This window comes from Oscillospiraceae bacterium, from assembly GCA_031265355.1.
Lineage (GTDB): Bacteria > Bacillota > Clostridia > Oscillospirales > UBA929 > JAIRTA01.
This window is the reverse complement of the sequence record JAISCT010000017.1, coordinates 69,258-91,306: the sequence shown is the minus strand read 5'-3', so window position 1 is coordinate 91,306 and position 22,049 is coordinate 69,258. Positions and strand designations below refer to the sequence as shown.

Here is a 22,049-nt window from a genome sequence, read left to right as displayed (position 1 = left end):
GAGAGCAACGTGGCGACGGCAAAGCAGTATATTTTTGCCATTCGCTTTTTGTTTAACAGCATTTATGCATTGACGGATAAGAAGATCGATGCCCAAACGCTCCCGCCGGCCATGGCCATCCAGGCAGCCACCTGCGGTATGTTCCCCTACCAACTGGCGCAGGTGGTCATAAAGCTGGCCCTGTCGCTGGCCGAGTCGACGATCGATCTGTCAGATTTGATGGACGGAGAAAAAGTGCCATTGCTGAAATCGAAGGATACATGGCATTGTTCTCTTGAGGGATTGATTGACAAGTTGAAGGAAGAAGCGGTAGATAAGATCAAAGAAACGGTGGAGAAAAGGGGGACGGAGATGCTTGGAGGGTTACAACAGGCAATTGATGATGCAGGGAAATGGACTACTGGGACAGTGGATAAGTTGAAAAATACGATTGATTTTGAGTTTGAGGCTGCAGTAAACAATACACTTAATACAGCTGCTGCTACGATGGCACAGATTGCCACAGATAAAATTCAGATGGAATTTATGGAATTTTTTACAACAACATCAGGTGGTACGCTCAACAAAGAGATGTTGGAAAATGAAATTGATACAGCATTGGATCAGTATATCAATGAGTTTAGCGGAGAAGAAGATATTAATGCGACACTGATGAGCTTGAAAGAAGGTATAAAAACGAGAATTATAGATAAGGTATATCCTAAACTGGAAGCGGCGGCAAGTAATATTTCAGATGCGACCAATGGGCTTCAGATCGATGCGACAATGTTTAAAAATCTGCAAGATGAAATTGGATCGGCAGCTGAGAATTTTATAGATACAGCAACTGAACAGGTAGCCGCAAGAGTCTCCTCTTTCGTTGGTACAGCTACAGATAAGCTGAAAAATCTTGTGGAAACAAAAGGAGAGAAAATTCTTGATGATGTTAGCGAGAAACTCTCTCAAAAGACATCGGAGTTACTCGATTCATATTTCCCGACCAAGACTACAACTATCCAGGGAAGCAAAAATAAAAATACAGGAGGAGAAACGTCCAGCTCGACGGACACGATTTTTAAATTTTCGTATAAAGACTACCTGAGGCTGTTTCTGTTTCTGAAATTGACTGCCGGTGGCTCTGATGACACGATGCTTCGTATTGCCGATGTAATTCAATTAAACCTTGGCTCCGGCATGAAGGAAGCTGCGGCTCGTTATGGCCGGACAGGCAGTCCTGCCCATGCGAAGGGGGACCAGTTTAGGATGAATAAGGCCTACAGTTATGTGGAGCTGAAGGTGAATATCAATGTGAAAGCGTTGCTGATGTCCAACCAAATTTTTGTGAAAGGAGCGAACGATTCAACAAAAAAACCAATTAACTACTGGGAATATGAATATAAAACTATTGCAGGATATTAAGGGGGAAATGAATGTGAAAAAGATCCTTATTATTGCGTTGTCATTGGTGTTGTTGGCTGTGTATCTGGCATGTGGACCACAGAACGGAGATGAAAAAGGCATTATACCTTCCTTATCATCGGATATCTCTCCTGCTGTAAATGAAGAAACAGAGACAGATCCGCCAGAAAATCCTTTGACAGCGGATTTGACACAGGAATTTAAAGATCAAAGAACTGAATACAAATTTAGATTTAAATGGGGGGGGATGCATTCTTCTAATGGATATGAATATTTGCTTAGAGATGTAGATCGATGCATGGTTTTTTCCAAGTATTTTGTAGATGAAGATTTCGATAATACAGCAGATCGAGATAATGTTAATCTTGAAAACATCAAAAACTCGAAGGATATCATTACAGAAATGGTTCCATATAAAGTGAAGAGCCTTTTGGAAAGAGCAATGCCTTTGGAGACGGTGGCGGAAGCGACTTATGAGGCAGGAGAGACGATCACTGTAGATGGGTGTGAAGCAACCAGATTTACAGGGGATTTGATGTACACGCTCTCGGAAACCAATTTAAAAGAATGCACGGTAGTAGGCTATGCTATTATGGGATCCCAACGCCCGATGTTGATATGGGCAACGGATATTAGCGAGGACCATGAGTACATAGAAGAGCTGACCGACTTGGTCGACCGAATTATTCTGACCTTCGAAGACGAGCCGGAGGGGGAAAAGGATTGATTCGCTGTTCCCTGAGAAGCCGACACTCCCACACTCCCTATGACTCCCTTTTTTCACTTGCCTCTCTTGGAAAGTTTAACCTCGCATTATCACCGTATAATTCTATAGCTTTGCGATCATACGCCAATGCCGCTTCTGTTTCATTCTTATACGAGCCTAAATGATACTGCTTATTTTGAAAGCTTATAACCGCTCTCCACCAGCGTTGCCGATAGCGTGAAATGCCAATATATTTGGACGTTTTAGTAATATTGGAGAATTGTCGTCCTTGATGACGCTTTGAAAGATTCTTGTGAAAAATATTCTCATTTTCTTTTTCAATTTGACAGAGCCTTTCGCTTAGCTCATCATAAGTCAAATGAGGAAAGTTAACTCTCGCGTCCGAACCGTATAGCTCAATCGCTTTCTTATCATACGACATGGCGGCGTATTCCTCTTCTTCGTAACTGCCCAAATGATAAATTTCACTCGCAAACCTGATTGTGGCTTGCCATTTGCGTACGGTTTTGGCCAGTTTATTGCATCGTTTCGTAGACCAAGCATATTGCATCGCTCTATTATAATCCGCATCATCGACAAGGATAACCCGCTCGCCTTTAATCGCTATTTCCTGCATAACTTCACACCTGTTTCATTTACATGTTTTCGGCCGCTTTCAAACCGCACTTATTGCCGGTGTCCTGCGCGGAGCAGCAGGCCCACGGCGACGCCGCCGAGCAGGTTGCCGAGCGTCACCGGCAGTAAGTTATGCAGGCAGCCGGCCAGCGTCAGAGACGCCGTGTCGACGCCCGCCGCCGCGGCTGCTTGCGCGTAAGCCGGCACGCGTAGCGCCAGAAGCCCGGCTGGTATGTAGTACATGTTGGCGACGACATGTTCAAAACCGCCGACGACGAAGAAGACGACCGGCAGATAGGCCCCCGCGATCTTCCCAAATGTGTCCCGTGCGGTTCCCGCGCATACCACGCCCAGACACACCAGCACGTTGCAGAAGAACCCCAGTACAGTACCGGACGGGACGGGAAGAGCGCACTTTGCCGCCGCGAGGCGGATGGTGTACACCGCCAGCGTACCGCCGGCATGGTCCAAAGTCCCGAAAAATACACAGCCCGCCGCCACCGTCAGCGCGCCGAGCAGATTTCCGAAGTAGACAAGGGCCCAGTTGCGCAACACCCGGGCGGGGACGGCCATACGGTCGAGTGCGGAGAGCACCATCAGGGCGTTGCCCGTGAAGAGTTCCGCGCCTGTCAGCACCACAATGCCCAGCCCGAACGGAAATAACAGCCCGGCGACGAGCCGCGCGGCGGAGGGGTTTTCCATGGCATGCGAAGCCACGCCGGCGGTCACGGCGCCGAACGCGATGATAACCCCTGCCAGTACGGCCAGCGCCAGCGTCCGCCCTGCAGACAGGTCTGCTTTGTCCCGCCCGGCGGTTGCAAACAGCCCCGGCAGCGCCGCCGGCCCTCGCAGTTCCATAGCAGATCATCCCCTAATCGCTCATCATCTCCGGCGCATGTTTGTCCTGCCATTATTTTACCATATTTCGCCCCCATTTGCAACATCTTTTACCTTGCTTTGTCGCTTCCCTTGTGTGCTGTTAAAATCATTGTCGCCAGTTGGCTCCATTTTCAATTTTGCTGTCGTCTCTTATGGGGACATTATTATATACAATCGTTTATTTCGTAGGGGAGGGGAACATTTTGAAGAAGGTTTTATCATTTTTCCTGACGCTTTCCATGCTCATAGCGGCTGCTCCCGCAGGGCTCGTTTATGCGGAGCCAGGCTATCTGTCGCTGGAGAAGATAACGCCGGAAAGCGTTTCCGTGGGCTGGGGCGGCTCGATAAAGATCAACGAGGGATACGCCTCCGACAGCGGAGACTGGAGGCCGCTTAGACTGATGGAGCCGGATGGCGAGTACAACACTTACGCCGAAGGCGTTTGCGGCCATGCGGCGGCAGATGTTTACTATAATATCGAAGGGTTCGGCGCGACAAAGTTGGAGTTCTTCTATGGCGTCAATTATCAGGAGGGCAACAACAACGGTTCCTGCCGTTTTTATGTCTATGCAGATGGCGAGGAATTGCTGAAGGATAGCACTGTCTACAGGCCAAACCAGGTGCGGGGCACAGCAAGTATAACGATTCCGGCCGGCGCGAAGAAACTTCGTCTTCGCGCGGATGACGGCGGCAACGGCATAAACAATGACCATGCAGTCTGGGCCGAGCCGAAGCTGTACGTCTCCGACAGGGACTTGCTTCTCATGAGTCTCAGTGCAGGTAAGACGCTTCCTGTCGGCGAGACGACGACTGTTACAAGCTCGTTTTCAGATCTCTATGGGAATAAGGCGGACGCTGAAAACGTATCGTACAGCTATTCGTCAAGCGACGAAGACATAGCCACGGTAGCTGAGGACGGCGTCGTGATGGGAGTTTCCGCCGGAACGGTCACGATAACGTGCAACGCCATCGCGGATGGACAGGCTGTTTCTGGAAAGATGGACATTTCCGTTATCAGTCTGGCGAAGTCGTGGTCAGTCGTTTCCCCGAACGGTCAGTCGGAGGCCCGTGTTATGCTGACGGGCCAAGGTGAGATTTTGTATTATATCGTTCAGGACGGCAGAAAGATTGTCGATATTTCGCCAATAGGCATGAAAACGAATCAGGGGGATTTTTCCACGGGACTGTCCTATTCGGGGGAATCCAGCGGTCTGATCGACGAAACATACAGCATGGTTGCGGGCAAAGCCGCGGAATATGCGAATAAAGCCAACGAGATGACGCTTAGCTTCACAAAAGAGTCCGATAGCTCCAATATGAGATTTGACGTAATATTCAGAGCTTACGACGACGGCGCGGCTTACAGCTATAACATTTCCCGCGTAAACGGTTCCAGTGTAAATATTTCTTTCACCGATGAGACGAGTGCCTTTATCGTGCCGGCAGGTTCTACGCTGATTGCCGCATCGGATGACACAAACTGTCACGAGGACAAATATTTTATGAATTCCGTGGGAACAGTCAGTGGCCGTCGCACAATGCCCGCGCTTTTTGAGACGCCAAGCGGCGATTGGGGCCTTATAAGTGAAGCGCGGCTGGACGGCACTTATACCGGTTCTATGCTGCATATCAGCGGAACCACGCTGAAACTGGCTTTCCCAAAACAGCAAACGTCAAGCCCTACAAGCGGCGCCGTCGTTTTGTGGAAATCGCCTTGGCGGTTCGTCGTCACAGGAACGTTGAAAAATCTCATTGAGAACACAATGGCTGAAAACTTAAGCCCTGCGCCGGACGACCGCGACTGGAGTTGGGTTGTTCCCGGCGTGGCCGCGTGGACATGGGAAGTCGGCCTATGGCCTATGCAAAGTGACCCTGAGGCAATTAAGAAGTATATTGACCTCTCCGCCGAAATGGGCTGGAAATATTTTATTATGGACGACGGCTGGCAGTCTGACCCTAGCGCCGCGAATCCCGATATCCCGGCGTGGCTTGACGACGTTGTGGCATACGGCCGCGCAAAGGGCGTCGGTCTGCTGGCGTGGGTGAATTGCGCCAACATGGATACAGCCGCCAAACGCGAGGCGCGGCTTCCCGTCTGGAAGAGTCACGGCATTGTGGGCATAAAGATTGACTTTTTCGACAGGGAAGACCAAAGCCGGATGCAACTGTATAACAGTATTTACGAGGCCTGCGCTGACTTAGAAATGATTGTAAACTGCCACGGCGCGAACAAACCCACCGGCGAGAGCCGGACTTGGCCGAACGTTATCCAACGGGAGGCCGTAAGAGGCGAAGAACAGAACAGCAATCTCCGCGACCAGAACACGATGTTGCCGTTTGTGCGAGGCTCCGTCGGCCCGTCCGATTACACGCCGAGAATTTATCCGGTGGACGGCAGCAACATTACGACGGTCCAGCAGCTGGCGCTAAACGTGCTACTTCAGGGCGGTCTGCCGGTTATGGCCGACAGCGCCGAAAACTACCGTCGCAGTCCGGCGTACACGTTCCTGAAAAATATGCCTGCCACATGGGATGAATCGCTGTACCTTGGCGGAAAGCCCGGTGAATTTGTCTCGATCGCCCGCCGCAGCGGAGAGAGCTGGTATGCCGCCGCCGCCACGGACGCGGCGCGGGAAGTGGTGTTCCCACTTGGGTTCCTCGAAGATGGCGTGACTTATCGCGCCGAGGTTTATAGAGACGGCGCGTCTAAAAATGATATGATCGTGGATGTTCTGGACGTTGTAAAGGACGATTCGATTACCGTGAATATGCCGGTTGGCGGCGGTTGCGCGTTGAAAATTGTCAGGCCGGTCGTTTTCGATTACATAAAATTGCCGCAGTCGGCCACGGTGGAGCAGTTCAAGTCATATCAGCTTATGCCGGAAACGGCCCCCGCCGGTTACGACGTGCGGGATTTGGTCTGGAATTCCAGCAATCCGGATGTCGCGACCGTTTCCGACAGTGGATTTGTCAAAGCCGTTGCGCCGGGAAAGGCCGTTATTACGGCGGCTTCCGCGGTCAATCCGGCGGTTCAGGCGGATTGTTCTATAACGGTTACATTGAAATTGGGACTTATTTCTGAAGATTCATGGGAGGTTTTAAGAGAAACAGACAAATTGACGCTGGATTCCGAGACAGCTATCTCGATATTTAGCGAGCTGGGCGATATCGGCGAACGTGACACGGCCAACAACCTCTGGATGCGCAGCCCCGACGATGCCGATTTTGATATAAGCGTCAAAATTACGGCAAACGCGCCGAGACAAAATTATCAGTCGTGGGGCATTTTCGCCCGTTTGGCTGACAATCCAAACGCCACCGTCACCGTCATGAGAAGGTATCACGGTAGTTTGCAAGTGAATGGAAGCCCCAATATTTTCCAGTTACATGTATACAACAATGGATATACTGAGAAGCAGACACAAGACGTGTCGCCAGACAATAGCGTCTGCTATTTGAGACTTGTGAAAAGCGGAACGTCATTCACAGGATATTACAGATACAGCCCAGCCGATGAGTGGACGCGGATTTCAACATCGTCCACCCACTCCGCGTTCACCGGCAAAGGCGCCGGCGACATAAAAATCGGCGTCGTAGCCACGAACACGAACTCGCAGTCGGATAACAACTACGCGACGACCGTAACCATCGAGAATTTTATGTACAACGAAACCGTCATACCCTTTGCCGCGAATCAGACGGATTACATTTTGTCAGTGGATGATTTGGTCGATATCGCCGTGACAGCCGGAACGGCTTTCGGTGATATCAATCTGCCAACCTCCGTCAAAGCGGAGCTTGCTTCTGGCGGCGAAGCGGTCTACGCTGTCAACTGGAACGACGAGGGCTATAACGCCAGTGTCAACGGGACGTATCCCATTGAGGGTACACTCGTTACAAATGGTTTAACCTGCGACGTAAAAGCGAAAATCAACATTGTCGTCACATCGGCGCAACAGTCGGTTGTGACAGTTACGCCGCCGGCCGCCGCCGTTTACGGTTTGCCTGTCGGAGACCCGTCGGCTGTAGCCAGCGCCGGCGGATCCGCGTTTACGTTTACTTATTCCGGTGTGCCTTACGACGGCTCCGCGCTATTGCTCAACTCGGCGGCAAAACCGGTCAAGGCCGGAGAATATACCGTAACCGCGGCGTTAATCAGCGACACGCATATCGGCGTCGGCACCGCGGATTTCACCATTGCCCGCAAGCCAATCACCGTAACAGTCGATGACAAGACGCGTTTGGTCGGCGAACCGAATCCGGCATTTACACTCAGCTTTGACAGTGTTGATTTAGTGGGCAATGATGCTGTTTCCGATTTGGCCGTCACATTCTCGTGTGCGGCGAACGCGGCCAGCTCTGCGGGAATCTACCCGATAACCGGCGAATCGGCAAGCGCCAACTATGACGTTGCCATCGTACCCGGCCATCTTACCGTGAGTCTGGTTATTACGAATACAATCACAGTTGCGGCGGGTGTTGGCGGTTCCGCTTCGGGCGGCGGAAGCTTCCTGCCGGGTTCGGAAGTCACGCTGACGGCGGTTCCGAGCAGCGGCTACAGTTTCGACGGCTGGCACGTGGGCGGCGCTCAGGTAAGCCAACAACCCATATACAGCTTTGTTGCGGAAAATGACGCGAATTTCGAGGCAAGATTCGCGCTCACTCTCGCGGCGGGCCAAAATTATTTTCACATGGGCGAGGATTTTTCCAGGACCACCTCCGACGGGCCGATTTGGAAATACCAGTCTGTCACCACATTCGGGACGGATTATACCCCATACCCCAACATCTCCTCCAACGGATACTGGCGGGAATACGCGGACAACGGCTCGTGGAATCTGGGCGTCGTTGGGCCGGAAGGAATTCATCCGGGTTCCGGCGTGATATGCGGTGCAGTCACGTTCGTAGCGCCGAGAACAGGGGAGATCTGTATTTCCTCAGACGGTCCCATAAGGGTGGGGGATTCGCCAAACGGCGTACTCATTATAACGCTCAAAAATGAGAGTCAGATTTGGCCGAAAGACGGCGGGACACTTTCCAATGGCTGGAAACAGGTTCCGCGCAACTCATCAACGCTGGAATACGGCCAGGTTCGTACACATGTCAATACAGGGGATCGCCTGTGCTTCATCGTCAACAACAACGGCGATATGACGAACGCTTTCACGTACTGGACGCCAGTCATTGAGTACTATAACCCTGCCGAGCGGGATTATTTCAGTATGGCTGACGACTTCACCATTGAAACCAGCGGCGGCGACGTGTGGAAATACCAATATTATGACACCGTCAGTGGCACGTACCACAATATGCCAATATATGACGGCTCCGTCATGTCCGATTCCCAGTGGCTCCGCGATGGCTATGAATACGGTACGGTCAGGGCGAAGGGTCTTCACCCGGGCAGCAACCCGGCGTATTACGCCGCGATCACTTTTGTCGCGCCAAAAGACGGCGACATCAATATTTTGCCTGGCGGAACGATTTACACAGATGGTCCTAACGGCGCCTTTCTGCGCGTTGTGAAAGACGGACAGCTCATTTGGCCTGACGCGAACGAAAACGACGGCTGGAAAACGCTTCCGGGCAATGGACGGCTGGACGCAGAAACGCTGTCTCTGCATGTAAACAAGGGCGAGCGGCTGCATTTCCTTGTGAAAATGAGAAATGGTATCAACGGTGCGTACACATACTGGAACCCAACAATAAAATACGTCGATTCCAACAGTTCCGGCGCATCGTACTACAATATGAGAGATGGCTTTTCCATCGCCACAAGCGACGGTTCGGTCTGGAAGTACGGCTATGTGACCCACAATCAAAACGACTATCATCAGATGCCGAATTTGGCGCCGGACAACACCTGGAGACAGCTTGCCCACAGCGACACGTGGGATTTAGGTGTAGTCGGGGCGGCATTCTCTCACCCCGCCGTCTCCGGCGGGTGGGATACGGTGACCACGTTTGTCGCGCCGAAGGACGGCTTTATCAAAGTGTCGTCCAGCGTACCGATTCGGCTCGCCACAAACCAAGGTGACGGCATTGAGATAAAAATCGACAAGAACGACGACAAAATCTGGCCGAAGGGCTCGATGTGGAAGTATATCCCACAGGTTGGCGCTTATCACTTTGAGCCGCTTGGCCTCGCCGTCAAAGCCGGGGATAAACTGCGTTTCGTCTCCAATAAGCACGATGGCGGCGCGTTCGATTCTTTCTACTGGAATCCAGTGGTAGAGTACGTTGATTTCGCCATAGGCGATTACGCTTTGACGATGTACCCTGAATCCACTTACAAGCTGGTCGCTTTCGGCGGTTCGGGCAATATCGAGTGGACAGCCTCCGACACGTCGAAGGCCGTCGTTGACGGCGATGGCGTTGTGACGGCTCGGGCGCTTGGAAGCGCGGTTATCACAGCTACAGACAGTCTTAACAACACGGCTGTGTGTCTGATCCACGTAATCAAGCCGGAAATCGACGCATACCCGCTGACTTACGGCATGACGAACGACGGCAAACTCCGCGTTTCATTCAGTGCCGCAAACAACTCAAGCTCCGGCTTGGATTGCAAGCCCGCGTTCATACTGGAGATGTGTGACGGCGATGGACGTGTCGTGGAAACGAGGACAGCGGATTCCACCGTTGTGGCGGCGGGCGCGAGCGGACTTATATACGCCGATTTCAGCAACCCTGACAACGCCCAAAACCCCATCGTGAAGCTCTATTTCAAAGACGACTACGCGGAAAAAGTCCCGTTACAGACGCTGGATTTGGGCGTGTGGCGCGACTATGTGTCCGCAATTCCAAACAGTACGGGTAGCTCCGTGCTGTCGATGTTCGACAACCCGACATATACGTTCCGTTCTTATGTAAAGCCGGTCAAAGATTTTGGTCGGCAGGAATGGCGGTTTCTGTTCTCCAACTACCGTGATTTCACGGGCGGAATCGAGCTTGGAAGCCAGTTCACGATCAGGGAAGCCTTTATCGCTGATGGCGGCGCGAACCCTGACGGCTCTATCGTGTCGGGGACGGCCGTTCGCGTCAAATACGACGGAAGCGACTCAAAAGTGGCCCTGCCCGGCGAGCGTTTTTGGTCGGACGCGGTTGACTTCAATCTGCCTGAAGGACATTATCTCTGCTTCTCGTGGACGCTTGAGCCGGTTGACCCGCCGATGGCCCAGGTTCCGCTCTGCCATTCGACGCTGGCGCGGTCGTTCTCAAGAACGAACGGCGACTATGCGTCGCAGATCGGGAACGGCGGATTCCGAAATGACGGCTCTTGGGGCGTTTTCCCGAACATGTACGCCGTCAGGAAAACCGTCGGCAAGCGGATATCATTCATTGGCGACTCCATTACCCAAGGTGTCGGCACGAACGATGGCCGCGAGGAATTCTGGGTGGCGCAAATCGCCCAAGGCTTCCAGAAGAGCCCAGCTACAAGCGACATAGCCGTATATAATGTGGGTATAAGCGGAGCGACGGCCTTCGATGCGGCTAGAGACGGCGCATGGCTTGGCCGGATAAAACAGGACGACGAGGTTACGCTTGTTCTTGGCGTGAACGATTTAAACGCCCATTCCCGTCCCGCTGCTGACGTTATCGCGAATGTCCGTAAAATGGTGGCCTCCGTGCGTTTGGCGAACCCGAAGGCGATTATCACGCTGTTCACAATACCGCCGTTTGACTACAGCTCCGGTGGCCTGACCAACTGGCTGCAATTGAATTCGTTTATCGCCGGTAAACCCGAAGGTGTGGACTACGTGTTTGACATGGCGGATGTGCTGGAAGATCCGAACAGGCCGGGCTGCCTCAAACCCGCCTACTATCCGTCGCCGGGCGACGCTCACCCCAACGCTCTGGGTTGTGCGGCTGTAGCGGAAGCCTACCTTGCATGGTATGCCAACCGCGACATACCCGTCGGGGTAAAGGATTATTACGACATGGCCGACGATTTCTCTGTCAGAACCAGCGACGGTCCAATCTGGAAATATCAGTATGTTACCCACGGCGGGGATAATTACCAGCCACTGCCCGTGCTTGCTCCGGCGGATCCGAACGGCAGTCTCTCCGCCACATGGCGGCAGGATGGCAACACCGGCTCGTGGGGCATGGGCTACGTGGGCGCGGGCGCGTTGCATCCCGCCACGACCAACAACTGGGATACAGCCGTAACATTTGTGGCTCCGAAGGCCGGATTCATCAGGATTTCCGCAAGCGGCCCGATTGTGTTTGATAAACACTCGGTCAGCGGTGGTGTAAACTTGAAGGTTGACAAAAACAACGTGACAATCTGGCCCAAAGGATACGACTGGAAGAAGTACGTTTCTATCTCCGAGACGGACGTCGGCGGCGTCATATTTAAGCCGATGGGCCTGCGCGTGGAAGCGGGGGATAGACTGCATTTCGTCGTAAATATGGCCGGTAACGGTGTTCAGGACAATTTGCGCTGGAATCCGATCGTTGAGTATGTTGACTTCGGGATAAGCGATTATGCCGTCGATATGTACAAAGGATTGGAATACAGGATTACGGCTTCGCATGACGAGGTCGTAATGTGGAGTTCTTCCGACGAATCCGTCGTGGCGGTTGACGCAAGTGGTGTCGTTACGGCCAAGGCGCTCGGCGCAGCCGTCATAACCGCCGTGAGCGACGAAAGATCGGCGGCGGCGGTAATTACCGTCGCGAATCCCCGCGCCTACGTCTCCCCGATTTCTTTCGGCAAGGCGTCGGACGGAAAAACGCGGGTTTCGGTAAGCGTGACGAACAGTATGGATGTTGACTACACGCCGACAGCCATATTCGCGGTATACGACGGCAGCGGAAGATTGGTCGCCAGTAGGCTGACTTCCGATGCAATCGTCGGCGCCGGCGGCGAAGGCGTGCTCTACGCCGATTTCGACGTTGCGGGCATTGACAGCCCGACAGTGAAACAGTTTATGTGGGATATCGACAATATCCCCGTGGCCGCGCCGCAAGAGGCCGACCTCGGCGTATGGGCGGCATATGGCTCCGCCGTGCCCAACAGCACGGGCAATAACGTGCTGGAGGATTTCGGCGGCCATCTCACGCGGACGTACAAGGTATACGTGAAGCCGACAAAGGATTTCGGGCCGCAGACATGGCGTTTTTGGTTTTCGAACATTCAGGACACGACCCGCAGCGGCTATCCGCTGTCCGAGGCCAACCGCCTTGGCGGCTATTGGACTGTTGACGCGGCCTATATCGCCGACGGCGGCGCAAACCCGGACGGAACCTTCGTTGCCGGAACGCTGAAACAGATAACATATGGTGGCGCGACGACAAAAAAAGTCGCCTCCGGCGAGCAGTTCTGGACGGACGATGTGGAGTTTGATCTTCCCGAAGGCCACTACCTTTGTTTTATCTGGTCAATTACCAGAGCGAGCGCAAATGATTTAGTGCCCCGAGGCGAAGAGTCGATAACCTACAGCTATTACCGCGACGGCGACTACGCGTCGCAGCAGTCGGTTTCCGGCTTCGCATACAGCGGCAGGGCGTGCGCTGCGCCGAATCTGTTCGCCGTGAAGAAAAACATTTCTAAACGCATGGCTTTTATCGGCGATTCCATAACCCAGGGCGTCGGAACGTCTGACGGTCTGGACGAATACTGGGTTGCCAACATTATGAGGGCTTTCGCCGCGAGCGACACCACAAAGGACATAGCCGTCTGGAATAACGGCCTCGGTTGGGCCCGCGCCTATGACGGCTCCACTTGCGGCGCGTGGCTGTCCAAAGTCAAGTCCGCCGACGAGATCACGCTGTGCCTCGGCGTAAACGACATCGGTGTAAACCGAAGCGCCGAGGACATCATCGACGATATCAAGAAGATGGTTTCTTCAATAAGGACGGCCAACCCCAAAGCCATTGTAACGCTGTTCACTGTCCCCACATGGCAGTTTACCGGCGAAAGCGGCGATAAGTGGCGGTCAGTAAACGGCTTCGTTCGGTCTAAGCCGGACAATGTAGATTATGTATTCGACATTGCGGGCGTCCTTTCCCGCCCCGCGCCGGACGAACACCTGATCATCCCAGAATATATGGGCCCCGGCGGGGATTATCATCCGGGTACGGCGGGGTGTCGGGCAATTGCGGACGCGTATTTGAACTGGTACGCGAGTAGGGGATAAAGCAATGGTCGCTGTCAAAGTCAGACCGCCGCCACTTGAAGTGGCGGCGGTCTGACTCCGCCCTCCGGCCGCGGGTGCATTGGAGCCGGAAAGCACAAATCCGACTGTGTTCCTTATTGTCAAACGGCGGACTTATGCCGCGTGAACTCATTCACATCCTTGGTAACGGCGAAGTATATCACCTTGCTCGAATAGAAATTCTGGAACTTGGGGAGCCATTGAAGTGCGGCATCCCAGTCGTATTTGACCGGAGAAACGTCAGCGCCGCCGTATGGGATAATTTCTGAAACATCCAGCGGGTATTTCTGCGCCCAGCGCCCATCACTTGTCTGTACTCGGAAATGGTAATCAAACGCACCATCATCGTGAAAGTCCGCAACTCCATCTATGGCATCCACACCTACGCGCAGAGCAATCCTATACTCCGTTTTACCGTCAATTTCCGAATTAAAATCGTCAAGCCTGCGAAAGTTGGAAATACTCAGCCCTTCCTTGTGTGTATCCATATAGCTTTCAACGCGCCCTGCGATATAATCCGCTATGCCGTCCTCGCCGAGCGCCATATAGATTCGGTTCATTTCATCGACATTAACGCCCAAGTCGTCAATCAGAATCATATCATTATCCCTTAAAGCATAGGACAGGCAGTTACCGGCATCGTCCTCCGCCATGCCTGGCGTTGGCATTTCTGTATAGCCAAAATTTCCGCGACTGGACTCCCTCTGTCCCACCGCGCCGCTGACCTCAAAGTACGGGTAATCATCCTCGTTTTCGACATAACCGGAAACAACGACAAATTCCCCTTTATCATCAGCACCGAAAATCGCCAGCCCGTTGTTTTGCATATCGCCATTCATCCAGATTTTTACATATTCCGTCACAGGGATGCTAATCCAGCCATCAGCTTCCGCTTTCACGTTACCTGTTTTGGTATTTCTCCCGTCTATGAGCGCGCGGAGCTCATCTGTGCCCATCTCAAAGTTGTTCCAGCTTTTCATTGCCAGAGATACGGAAACGGACGCGGGCGCTTCACCTTCCGCAAGCTTGAGGAACAGCCGCGCCTCATACACCTCATCTGCCAGCCATGTCGCTTTAAGCGGCAGGCGCAGCAGCGACACAATATCCTTGCCCCCGGCGGTCTTCCCGAAGTGCAGGGTTGTGTTGTCCATATTGAATTCACGCTCTTCATCCGGCTGTCCCTCGACAAACCATGTGTTAACAGTATTGTCCGAAAAGCGCCAAACCTCGGTCGTAAGGTTCTCCGGCAGCCCGGAGCCTCTGGTCAGCAGCCAGACCGAAAGGCCGGCAAGCGCGGCGACAACCGCTATTATTAAAAGTGTTCGTTTACGCATAGGTCCTCCGTTTTCCGCTTACAAAAATACCCCTATTTCAGGGGTATTTCGCAGTCTGAGATTGTCTCAAACCTGTGGTCTAAACATGGTGCGCGAGGCGGGACTTGAACCCGCACGTGCGTATTGCACACTAGAACCTGAATCTAGCGAGTCTGCCAATTCCACCACTCGCGCATATCGTATTTGAGTATATAGCAATCCCGCGCGTTTGTCAAGACACCCTTTTAAATTTTTCAAAATCGCTCTTGTCAAGCCGAGATTTTTATGGTATACTATCCTAGCGTGATTATGGGCAGTCCTATGCCGCCGGGTATGCCAACAGCATCCCTTTTGCTTCGATGCGGTACGAATGCTCCAGATGATAAGGAGGAGTTTCCTGTGGATCTGATCCAAGCGCTGACGCAGCCGCAGCTCAAAACCGATTTGCCTCCGCTGAACATCGGCGACACCGTCCGGGTACACATCAAGATCAAGGAGGGCAACCGGGAGAGGATTCAGATTTTCGAGGGCACCATCATTGCCAAAAAGCATGGCGGTATCCACGAGACCGTCACTGTGCGGCGTCTGTCGTACGGCGTGGGCGTGGAGAAGGTGTTCCCCATCCATTCCCCGCACATCGCCCAGTTTGTGCCTGTGCGCCGCGGCAAGGTGCGCCGCGCGAAGCTCTATTACCTGCGCGGACGTGTGGGCAAGCGGGCCAAGGTGAAAGAAGACATCTGACGACATCGGGCACCCGAATGAACCCAAATGAGGGAGACGGCCGTCTCCCTCATTTTTGTAAAGGAGTGCGCCGCGGCCCAAAAGCGTAAAATATTTCTTTTTCTTTTTCTGAGGATGATGTATAATCAAACAAGCGCCTCTGCAGGCGGCAAAACGCCGTTCCGATGTACGCGCGTCAGACAGGCCCGTGAGGGCTGCCAAGGAGGGTTTTATGGACCGGGAATTCGATTTTGTCCCCCCGGGGGACGCGGGGGCGCCGGCTGGGGAAAACTCAGAGACCGGTGGGGCGCTCGACGAACTGCGCACCATGCTGGAGGAGACGCCTCCGCCGCCGCCGGCGGACGGACCGGCACAGCCGGAGAAGGCGGACGAACCCTTCGACTTCGTGCGTGAGCTTTACGATTGGGCGCACGCACTGGTCACGTCCATCATCATCGTGGGGCTGCTCTTCTCCTTTGTGGCCCGCGTGATCGGCGTGGATGGCAGCTCTATGGAAGAAACGCTGTTTGCGGATCAGAAGCTGATCATTTCCAAACTGTTTTACGCGCCCAAGCGCGGAGACATCATCGTCTTTACCAAAAAAGGCATCCATGAGATGCTGCAAGGGAACCAAGGGGCGGACCAGCCCCTCGTGAAGCGTGTCATCGCCGTGGGCGGTGAGACTGTGGACATCAACTTCGAGACCCATCAGGTGTTTGTGGACGGCACATTGCTGGACGAACCCTACATCTTGGAGCCAACGGCTCACCGGAGCGACGTCGTCTTTCCGCAAACCGTCCCAAAGGGGCATGTCTTCGTGATGGGAGACAACCGCAACAAGAGCGCCGACAGCCGCACCTCTCAAGTAGGGATGGTCGACACCCGTTACATTTTGGGCCGGGTGCTGCTGCGCGTCTGGCCGCTGCAGGATTTCGGGCTGGTCTCCTGACGTGCATGTGCAGTGGTTTCCTGGCCACATGGCCAAGACGCGCCGGCTCATTGCGGAACATTGCCGATTGGTGGACGCGGTGTGCGAGGTGGCGGACGCCCGGATCCCACTGACCAGCCGCAACCCGGAACTGCCCGCGCTCTCCGGCGGCAAGCCGTGCCTGCTCGTCCTCAACCGCGCCGATCAGGCCGATGCGGCGGCCTGCGCGCGCTGGGCCGAGTATTATAGGGCGCGAGGGTTCCTCTCGGTGGAGACGGACTGTCGCAGCGGCGCCGGGGTCGACCGCTTTTTGCCGGCTGTACGGACTTTGCTGCGGGAGAAGATCGAGGTCAACCGGGCGCGTGGGCAGGTGGGTCGTTCACTGCGCCTGATGATCGTCGGCATTCCCAATGTGGGCAAATCCTCGCTCATCAACCGCCTGGTCGGCCGCCGCGCCGCCGTGGCGGAGGACCGTCCGGGCGTGACCCGGGGCAAGCAGTGGTACCGGTTGGCACAGGGTCTGGAGCTGCTCGATACCCCCGGGGTGCTGTGGCCCAAGTTTGAGGATGAACGGACCGGGTTGCTGCTGGCGTACACTGGCGCCATCCGGGACGACATTTTGGATGTGGAGACGCTGGCGGCGCGCCTGATGGAGCTGCTTGGCCGCCGTTATCCGGAGGCCCTTGCGGCCCGCTATCAGTTGGCGCCGGGGTCGGAACCGGACGGATTTGCGCTTCTGGAGTCGGCGGCGCGCCGCCGCGGTTTTTTGGTGTCCGGCGGCGTGCCCGACACAGAGCGGATGGCCCGCACGCTGCTGGACGAATACCGGGGCGGCCGGCTGGGCCGTTTCACGCTGGAAGAGCCGGAGGCGGCGATATGAGCGATGCGCTGTGGGTGTTTGACGAGACGGTCCGCGCCGGGGGACCCCGGGTGCTCTGCGGCGTGGACGAGGCGGGCCGTGGCCCGCTGGCCGGGCCGGTGATGGCCGCCGCCGTCGTGCTCTCCGCCCCCATAGAAGGGGTGCGAGACTCAAAGACACTCTCCCCACGCCGCCGGGAGGCGCTGTTTGACCGCATCGTCCGGGAGGCGCTGTGTTGGGCGGTGGCCGAGGCGTCGGTGGCTGAGATCGAAACATACAACATCTTGGGCGCGTCCCAACTGGCCATGCGCCGCGCGGTGGCCGCGCTGTCCGTGCGGCCCGATCTGACGCTCGTCGACGGCAATGTCGCCCGCGATTTTTCCGCGCCTGTGCGCTGTCTGGTGGGAGGGGACAACAGGAGCGCCTGCGTGGCGGCGGCCTCGATCCTCGCCAAAGTGACGCGGGACCGCCGCATGGACGAATTGGCCCGGTTGTACCCGGCCTACGGCTTTGAGCGCCACCGCGGGTACCCCACCAAGATGCATTATGAGGTGCTACGCGCGCTGGGGCCCACGCCGGTCCACCGGGCGCACTTTCTGCGTCGGTTCCGAGCCGCCGGAGGCGGTCTGTGAACCCGGCCGCGCGGGGCCGCGCGGGGGAACGGATTGCGGAGGAGCATCTGAAAGCCAAGGGTTACGAGATCCTCGCGCGCAATTTCCGCGTCCGCGCGGGGGAGATCGACATTGTGGCCGCGCAGGGCGCCGTCGTCGTGTTTGTGGAGGTCAAGTGCCGCGCGTCGGCTGCGTTTGCGCCGCCCGGCGCGGCGGTCACGGCCCGGAAGCGGGCGCATATGCGGACCGCCGCCTCGTTGTGGCTGGCCGGTCACGGCGGCGACCGGCGGCCCGCCCGGTTCGATGTCATCGAGGTCATTTTGGGTCTATCGGACAAGGCCCCGCGCATACATCACATCGTAAATGCCTTCTGAACAACCATAATCTAACGTGGGTTGCACCTGCAACCCATAACCCAAATTCTTGTTTTTTATGGCCGCTCCGCGGCAATAAGGTACTAACTGAGGGACTGTTTTGGCAGCCCCTCACAGAGAGAGGTGTACGATGCGGCCTGTCTTCGACGCCCACGCCGATACGCTCTCCCGCCTGCACAGGCAAGGCGGCGATTTGCTTGAAAACGACGGACATTTCGACCTGCGCCGGGCGGCGGCGTACCGTCCGGCGGCGCAGTTTTTTGCGGTGTACGGTTTCGATTTTGATGTTCTGAGCCCGTTGGCCAGCAGTCTGTTCGCGGCGCACACCGACTGGGTCACGCTGTGCCGCACGGCCGGAGAGGCCCGCCGAGCGGGCATGGAGGGCAGACTGGCCGCGTTTCTCTCGCTGGAGGGCGCGGAGGTAGTGGGCTGCGACGAGGCGCGGCTGCGCGCAGCCTGGGAACAGGGTGCGCGTATGGTGGGTCTTACTTGGAACCGCGATAACGTCTTGGCCGGCGGTGTGGGCGGCGCGGGCGGTGGGCTGACGCCGCGCGGTGTCTCCTTCCTGCGCCTGGCGCGCAGCCTGCCGATGATCGTCGACGTCTCCCATCTCTCCGACAGGAGTTTTTGGGATGTGGTCGAGACGATGGAGGGCGCCCCGTTTGTAGCCAGCCACTCGAATGCCCGCGCGGTCTGCGACCACCCGCGGAACCTGACGGACCGGCAGTTTGCGGCGCTCGTCTCGGCCGGCGGCCTGGCGGGGATCAATTTATACGCCGTGTTTCTGACGGCGGGAGAGACGGCCACCTGGGAGGATGTGGGGGCTCACATCGAGCACTTCGCCGCCCTGGGCGGGGTGCGGCATATCGGTCTCGGCTGCGATTTCGACGGCTGCGCGCAGCTACCGGCGGGCGTGCGGGGCATCGGAGAGCTGGACGGCCTGTATGAGTGGCTGCTCCGAAAGAATTATCCGGAAAACACGGTGCTGGATATCTTTTATCACAATATGGCAGGGGTTGTGGAACGAATATGCGGTATGTGAGTACAAGAGGTCAGGTGGCGGAGGCATCGTCGGCGGAGGCGATTGTGCGGGGTCTCGCGCCGGACGGCGGGCTCTATACGCCCGCGCGGTTGCCGGCGCTGCCGCCGGACTTTGTGCCGGAGCTGACCGCGCTTTCCTATGCCGAACGCGCGGCGCGCGTCATGGCGCTCTTTTTGACGGACTTCACCGGGGCGGAGCTTGTGGGATTTGCCCGGCAGGCCTATGACAGCGGCCGATTCGACGCTCCCGAGGTCGCGCCGGTGCGTTCGTTTGACGACGGCGTACACCTGCTGGAGCTGTGGCACGGCCCCACCTGCGCCTTCAAAGACATGGCGCTGCAGATGCTGCCGCACCTGCTCCGGGCGGCGCTGCCCAAGACGGGCGACACGCGCCGGGTGCTGATCCTCACGGCCACGTCGGGCGACACCGGCAAGGCGGCGCTGGAGGGCTTTCGGGACTTGCCAGGCATTCAGATCCTGGTCTTCTACCCGAAAGATGGCGTCTCCCGCGTGCAGGAGCTGCAGATGGTGACGCAAGAGGGCGAGGGCGTCTGCGTGAGCGCCGTGCGCGGTAACTTCGACGACGCGCAGACCGGCGTCAAGGCGCTGTTCTCCGACGCGGCGCTGCGGGCGGCGCTGGACGAGAAGGGCTGCTTCTTTTCGTCGGCCAACTCGATCAACCTGGGGCGCTTGGTGCCGCAGGCCGCCTATTATTTCTCCGCTTACTGCGACCTCGTGCGGCGCGGCGCCGTGGCGATGGGGGCGCCCATTCACGTCTGTGTACCGACGGGCAACTTCGGCAACATCCTCTCGGTGCTGATGGCCCGGGAGATGGGACTGCCGGTCGCGCGGCTGCTCTGTGCGTCCAACCGCAACAATGTGCTGACGGACTTCATCCGCGACGGCTGCTATGACCGCCGCCGTGTCTTTTACAACACGCTGTCGCCCTCTATGGACATCCTGGTCTCGAGCAATTTGGAGCGGGCGCTGTACCTGCTTTCGGAGGGAGACGCCGCTCTGGTGCGGGACTGTATGGACCGCCTGGGCCGCGAGGGCGCTTACGAGCTCCCGGAGACGTTGCGCGCGCGCTTTGCCGCGCGGTTTTACGCCGGCTGCTGTGACGACGCCGGCACGCGGACGGAGATCCGCGCCGCGTATGAGAGTCGGGGCTGCCTGATCGACCCGCACACCGCGGTGGCGCTGCGCGTGGCCGGGGATTTCCGTGCCGAGACCGGGGACAAAACGCCCGTGCTGGTCGCCTCGACGGCCAGCCCCTTCAAGTTCTGCGGCGCCGTGCTCTCGGCCCTGGGCCGGGTGCAGGCGGACGGGCCGGAGGAGGCGCAGATGGAGGCGCTGGCCGCTCTCAGCGGGGTGTCGCCGCCGCCGGCGCTCGCGGACCTGTGGACCAAGCCGGTCCGGTTTGACGGCGTCACGGACGCGGCGGGGATGGAACAGGTCGTGCGCGCTTTCCTTGCGTGACGGCCCGCGATATATGTTGACTTTGGAGGCTGGCGGAATGGCGCTTTACGCGATGGGCGACTTGCATCTCTCTCTCGGCGCGGACAAACCCATGGATGTGTTCGGCGGCGCGTGGGAGGGCTATGTGGACAAGATCGCCCGCGGGCTCTCCGTTTTGACCGGGGACGATACGATCGTCCTGTGCGGCGACCTCTCCTGGGCCATGAATCTCGAGGAGGCCTATGCGGATTTCGCGTTTCTGGCCTCGTTCCCCGGGCGCAAGTTGCTCGTGAAGGGCAACCACGACTACTGGTGGACGACGGCCGCGAAGATGCGGCGGTTTTTTGCCGAAAAGGGTTTTGCGGGCTTCGAAATCCTGCACAACAACGCCTTTGCCTATGAAGACCGGGCGCTGTGTGGCACGCGCGGCTGGTTTTTTGAGGAGGACGACAGGGGTACGCACGACGAGAAAGTCTTCCTGCGGGAGTGCGCGCGTCTGGAGGCCTCCCTTCAGGCGGGGCGCGTCCTGCTGCCGGATGGGACGGCGGGGGAGAGGCTGCTTGCCTTTCTCCACTATCCGCCGCTCTATGAGGGCTATCGCTGCGACGGGATCGTGGATTTGCTCGACCGGTTCGGCGCGGCGCGCTGCTACTACGGCCATCTCCACGGCGCGGCGCACGGCCGCGCCATCGAGGGGGACTATCGCGGCATCGAATACACGCTGATTTCCGCCGACTACCTTGATTTTCGGCCTGCGCGGATTCTCTAGGGTGCTTGACGCGCGGCGGCGCAAAATAAAATGGCCGGAAGGCTGAATTTTTCTCTGAAAATGACGATGAAATAGGTGACGATACGATGGCGGGGCGGGGGGCAGAGCGTTTTATGAAGATTCATTCACAAAGATGCGGGCTGGGAAACAAAATGTTGTGGCATTTTTGGAGCGAGTGTGGTACGATAAGCTGAAAT

Annotated in this window: 14 protein-coding genes and 1 tRNA gene; 11 read left to right on the top strand and 4 right to left on the bottom strand. The window is 56.4% G+C overall.

From position 1 onward, the window contains the following. Window positions 1-1,398, top strand: a 1,398-nt coding sequence (locus tag LBK75_02580; GenBank protein ID MDR1157178.1) for a DUF5702 domain-containing protein, incomplete at its 5' end; no start/stop codon positions are given. A 13-nt stretch (window positions 1,399-1,411) separates the two neighbouring features. Next, window positions 1,412-2,125 carry a hypothetical protein gene (locus LBK75_02575; protein MDR1157177.1) on the top strand — a complete coding sequence of 238 codons (714 nt, stop codon included), beginning with the start codon at window positions 1,412-1,414 and terminating at the stop codon, window positions 2,123-2,125. A gap of 37 nt (window positions 2,126-2,162) precedes the next feature. On the opposite strand, the gene LBK75_02570 is transcribed toward LBK75_02575, so the two are convergent. Both LBK75_02570 and LBK75_02565 read right to left on the bottom strand, forming a co-directional pair. Continuing rightward, window positions 2,163-2,741 (bottom strand): AP2/ERF family transcription factor, encoded by a 579-nt coding sequence (locus tag LBK75_02570; GenBank protein ID MDR1157176.1) that lies wholly within the window; start codon window positions 2,739-2,741, stop codon window positions 2,163-2,165. Between the two features lie 50 nt (window positions 2,742-2,791). After that, window positions 2,792-3,598 carry a formate/nitrite transporter family protein gene (locus LBK75_02565; GenBank protein ID MDR1157175.1) on the bottom strand — a complete coding sequence of 269 codons (807 nt, stop codon included), beginning with the start codon at window positions 3,596-3,598 and terminating at the stop codon, window positions 2,792-2,794. A 224-nt stretch (window positions 3,599-3,822) separates the two neighbouring features. Here LBK75_02565 and LBK75_02560 point away from each other — a divergent pair, with 224 nt between their 5' ends. After that, window positions 3,823-13,761, top strand: coding sequence for a glycoside hydrolase family 97 catalytic domain-containing protein (locus LBK75_02560; GenBank protein MDR1157174.1), 9,939 nt, complete (start codon window positions 3,823-3,825; stop codon window positions 13,759-13,761). A gap of 119 nt (window positions 13,762-13,880) precedes the next feature. Here LBK75_02560 and LBK75_02555 read toward each other — a convergent pair whose 3' ends face one another. Then, entirely contained in the window at window positions 13,881-15,113 is a 1,233-nt protein-coding gene (locus LBK75_02555; GenBank protein MDR1157173.1) for a DNRLRE domain-containing protein, read from the bottom strand. Window positions 15,114-15,199: 86 nt separating this feature from the next. Then, a tRNA-Leu gene (locus LBK75_02550) sits at window positions 15,200-15,287 on the bottom strand. A 204-nt stretch (window positions 15,288-15,491) separates the two neighbouring features. Here LBK75_02550 and rplS point away from each other — a divergent pair. The 8 genes from rplS to LBK75_02510 all read left to right on the top strand — a co-directional run bounded on the left by rplS (window position 15,492) and on the right by LBK75_02510 (window position 21,852). Further along, window positions 15,492-15,833 (top strand): 50S ribosomal protein L19, encoded by a 342-nt coding sequence (gene rplS / locus LBK75_02545; GenBank protein ID MDR1157172.1) that lies wholly within the window; start codon window positions 15,492-15,494, stop codon window positions 15,831-15,833. Between the two features lie 211 nt (window positions 15,834-16,044). Next, a complete protein-coding gene (gene lepB, locus LBK75_02540) occupies window positions 16,045-16,761 on the top strand; it encodes a signal peptidase I (protein ID MDR1157171.1) in 717 nt (238 codons plus the stop codon). A gap of 1 nt (window position 16,762) precedes the next feature. Further along, entirely contained in the window at window positions 16,763-17,620 is an 858-nt protein-coding gene (ylqF, locus tag LBK75_02535) for a ribosome biogenesis GTPase YlqF (protein MDR1157170.1), read from the top strand. Then, window positions 17,617-18,231 carry a ribonuclease HII gene (locus tag LBK75_02530; GenBank protein ID MDR1157169.1) on the top strand — a complete coding sequence of 205 codons (615 nt, stop codon included), beginning with the start codon at window positions 17,617-17,619 and terminating at the stop codon, window positions 18,229-18,231. Before ylqF ends, LBK75_02530 begins: the two co-directional genes overlap by 4 nt. Next, entirely contained in the window at window positions 18,228-18,584 is a 357-nt protein-coding gene (locus LBK75_02525; GenBank protein ID MDR1157168.1) for a YraN family protein, read from the top strand. Before LBK75_02530 ends, LBK75_02525 begins: the two co-directional genes overlap by 4 nt. Before the next feature lie 130 nt (window positions 18,585-18,714). Then, window positions 18,715-19,626, top strand: coding sequence for a dipeptidase (locus tag LBK75_02520; GenBank protein MDR1157167.1), 912 nt, complete (start codon window positions 18,715-18,717; stop codon window positions 19,624-19,626). Continuing rightward, window positions 19,614-21,104 (top strand): threonine synthase, encoded by a 1,491-nt coding sequence (gene thrC, locus LBK75_02515; GenBank protein ID MDR1157166.1) that lies wholly within the window; start codon window positions 19,614-19,616, stop codon window positions 21,102-21,104. Before LBK75_02520 ends, thrC begins: the two co-directional genes overlap by 13 nt. Window positions 21,105-21,141: 37 nt before the next feature. Next, on the top strand, window positions 21,142-21,852 hold the full coding sequence (locus LBK75_02510) for a metallophosphoesterase (GenBank protein MDR1157165.1): 711 nt from the start codon (window positions 21,142-21,144) through the stop codon (window positions 21,850-21,852). Window positions 21,853-22,049: the final 197 nt, after the last annotated feature.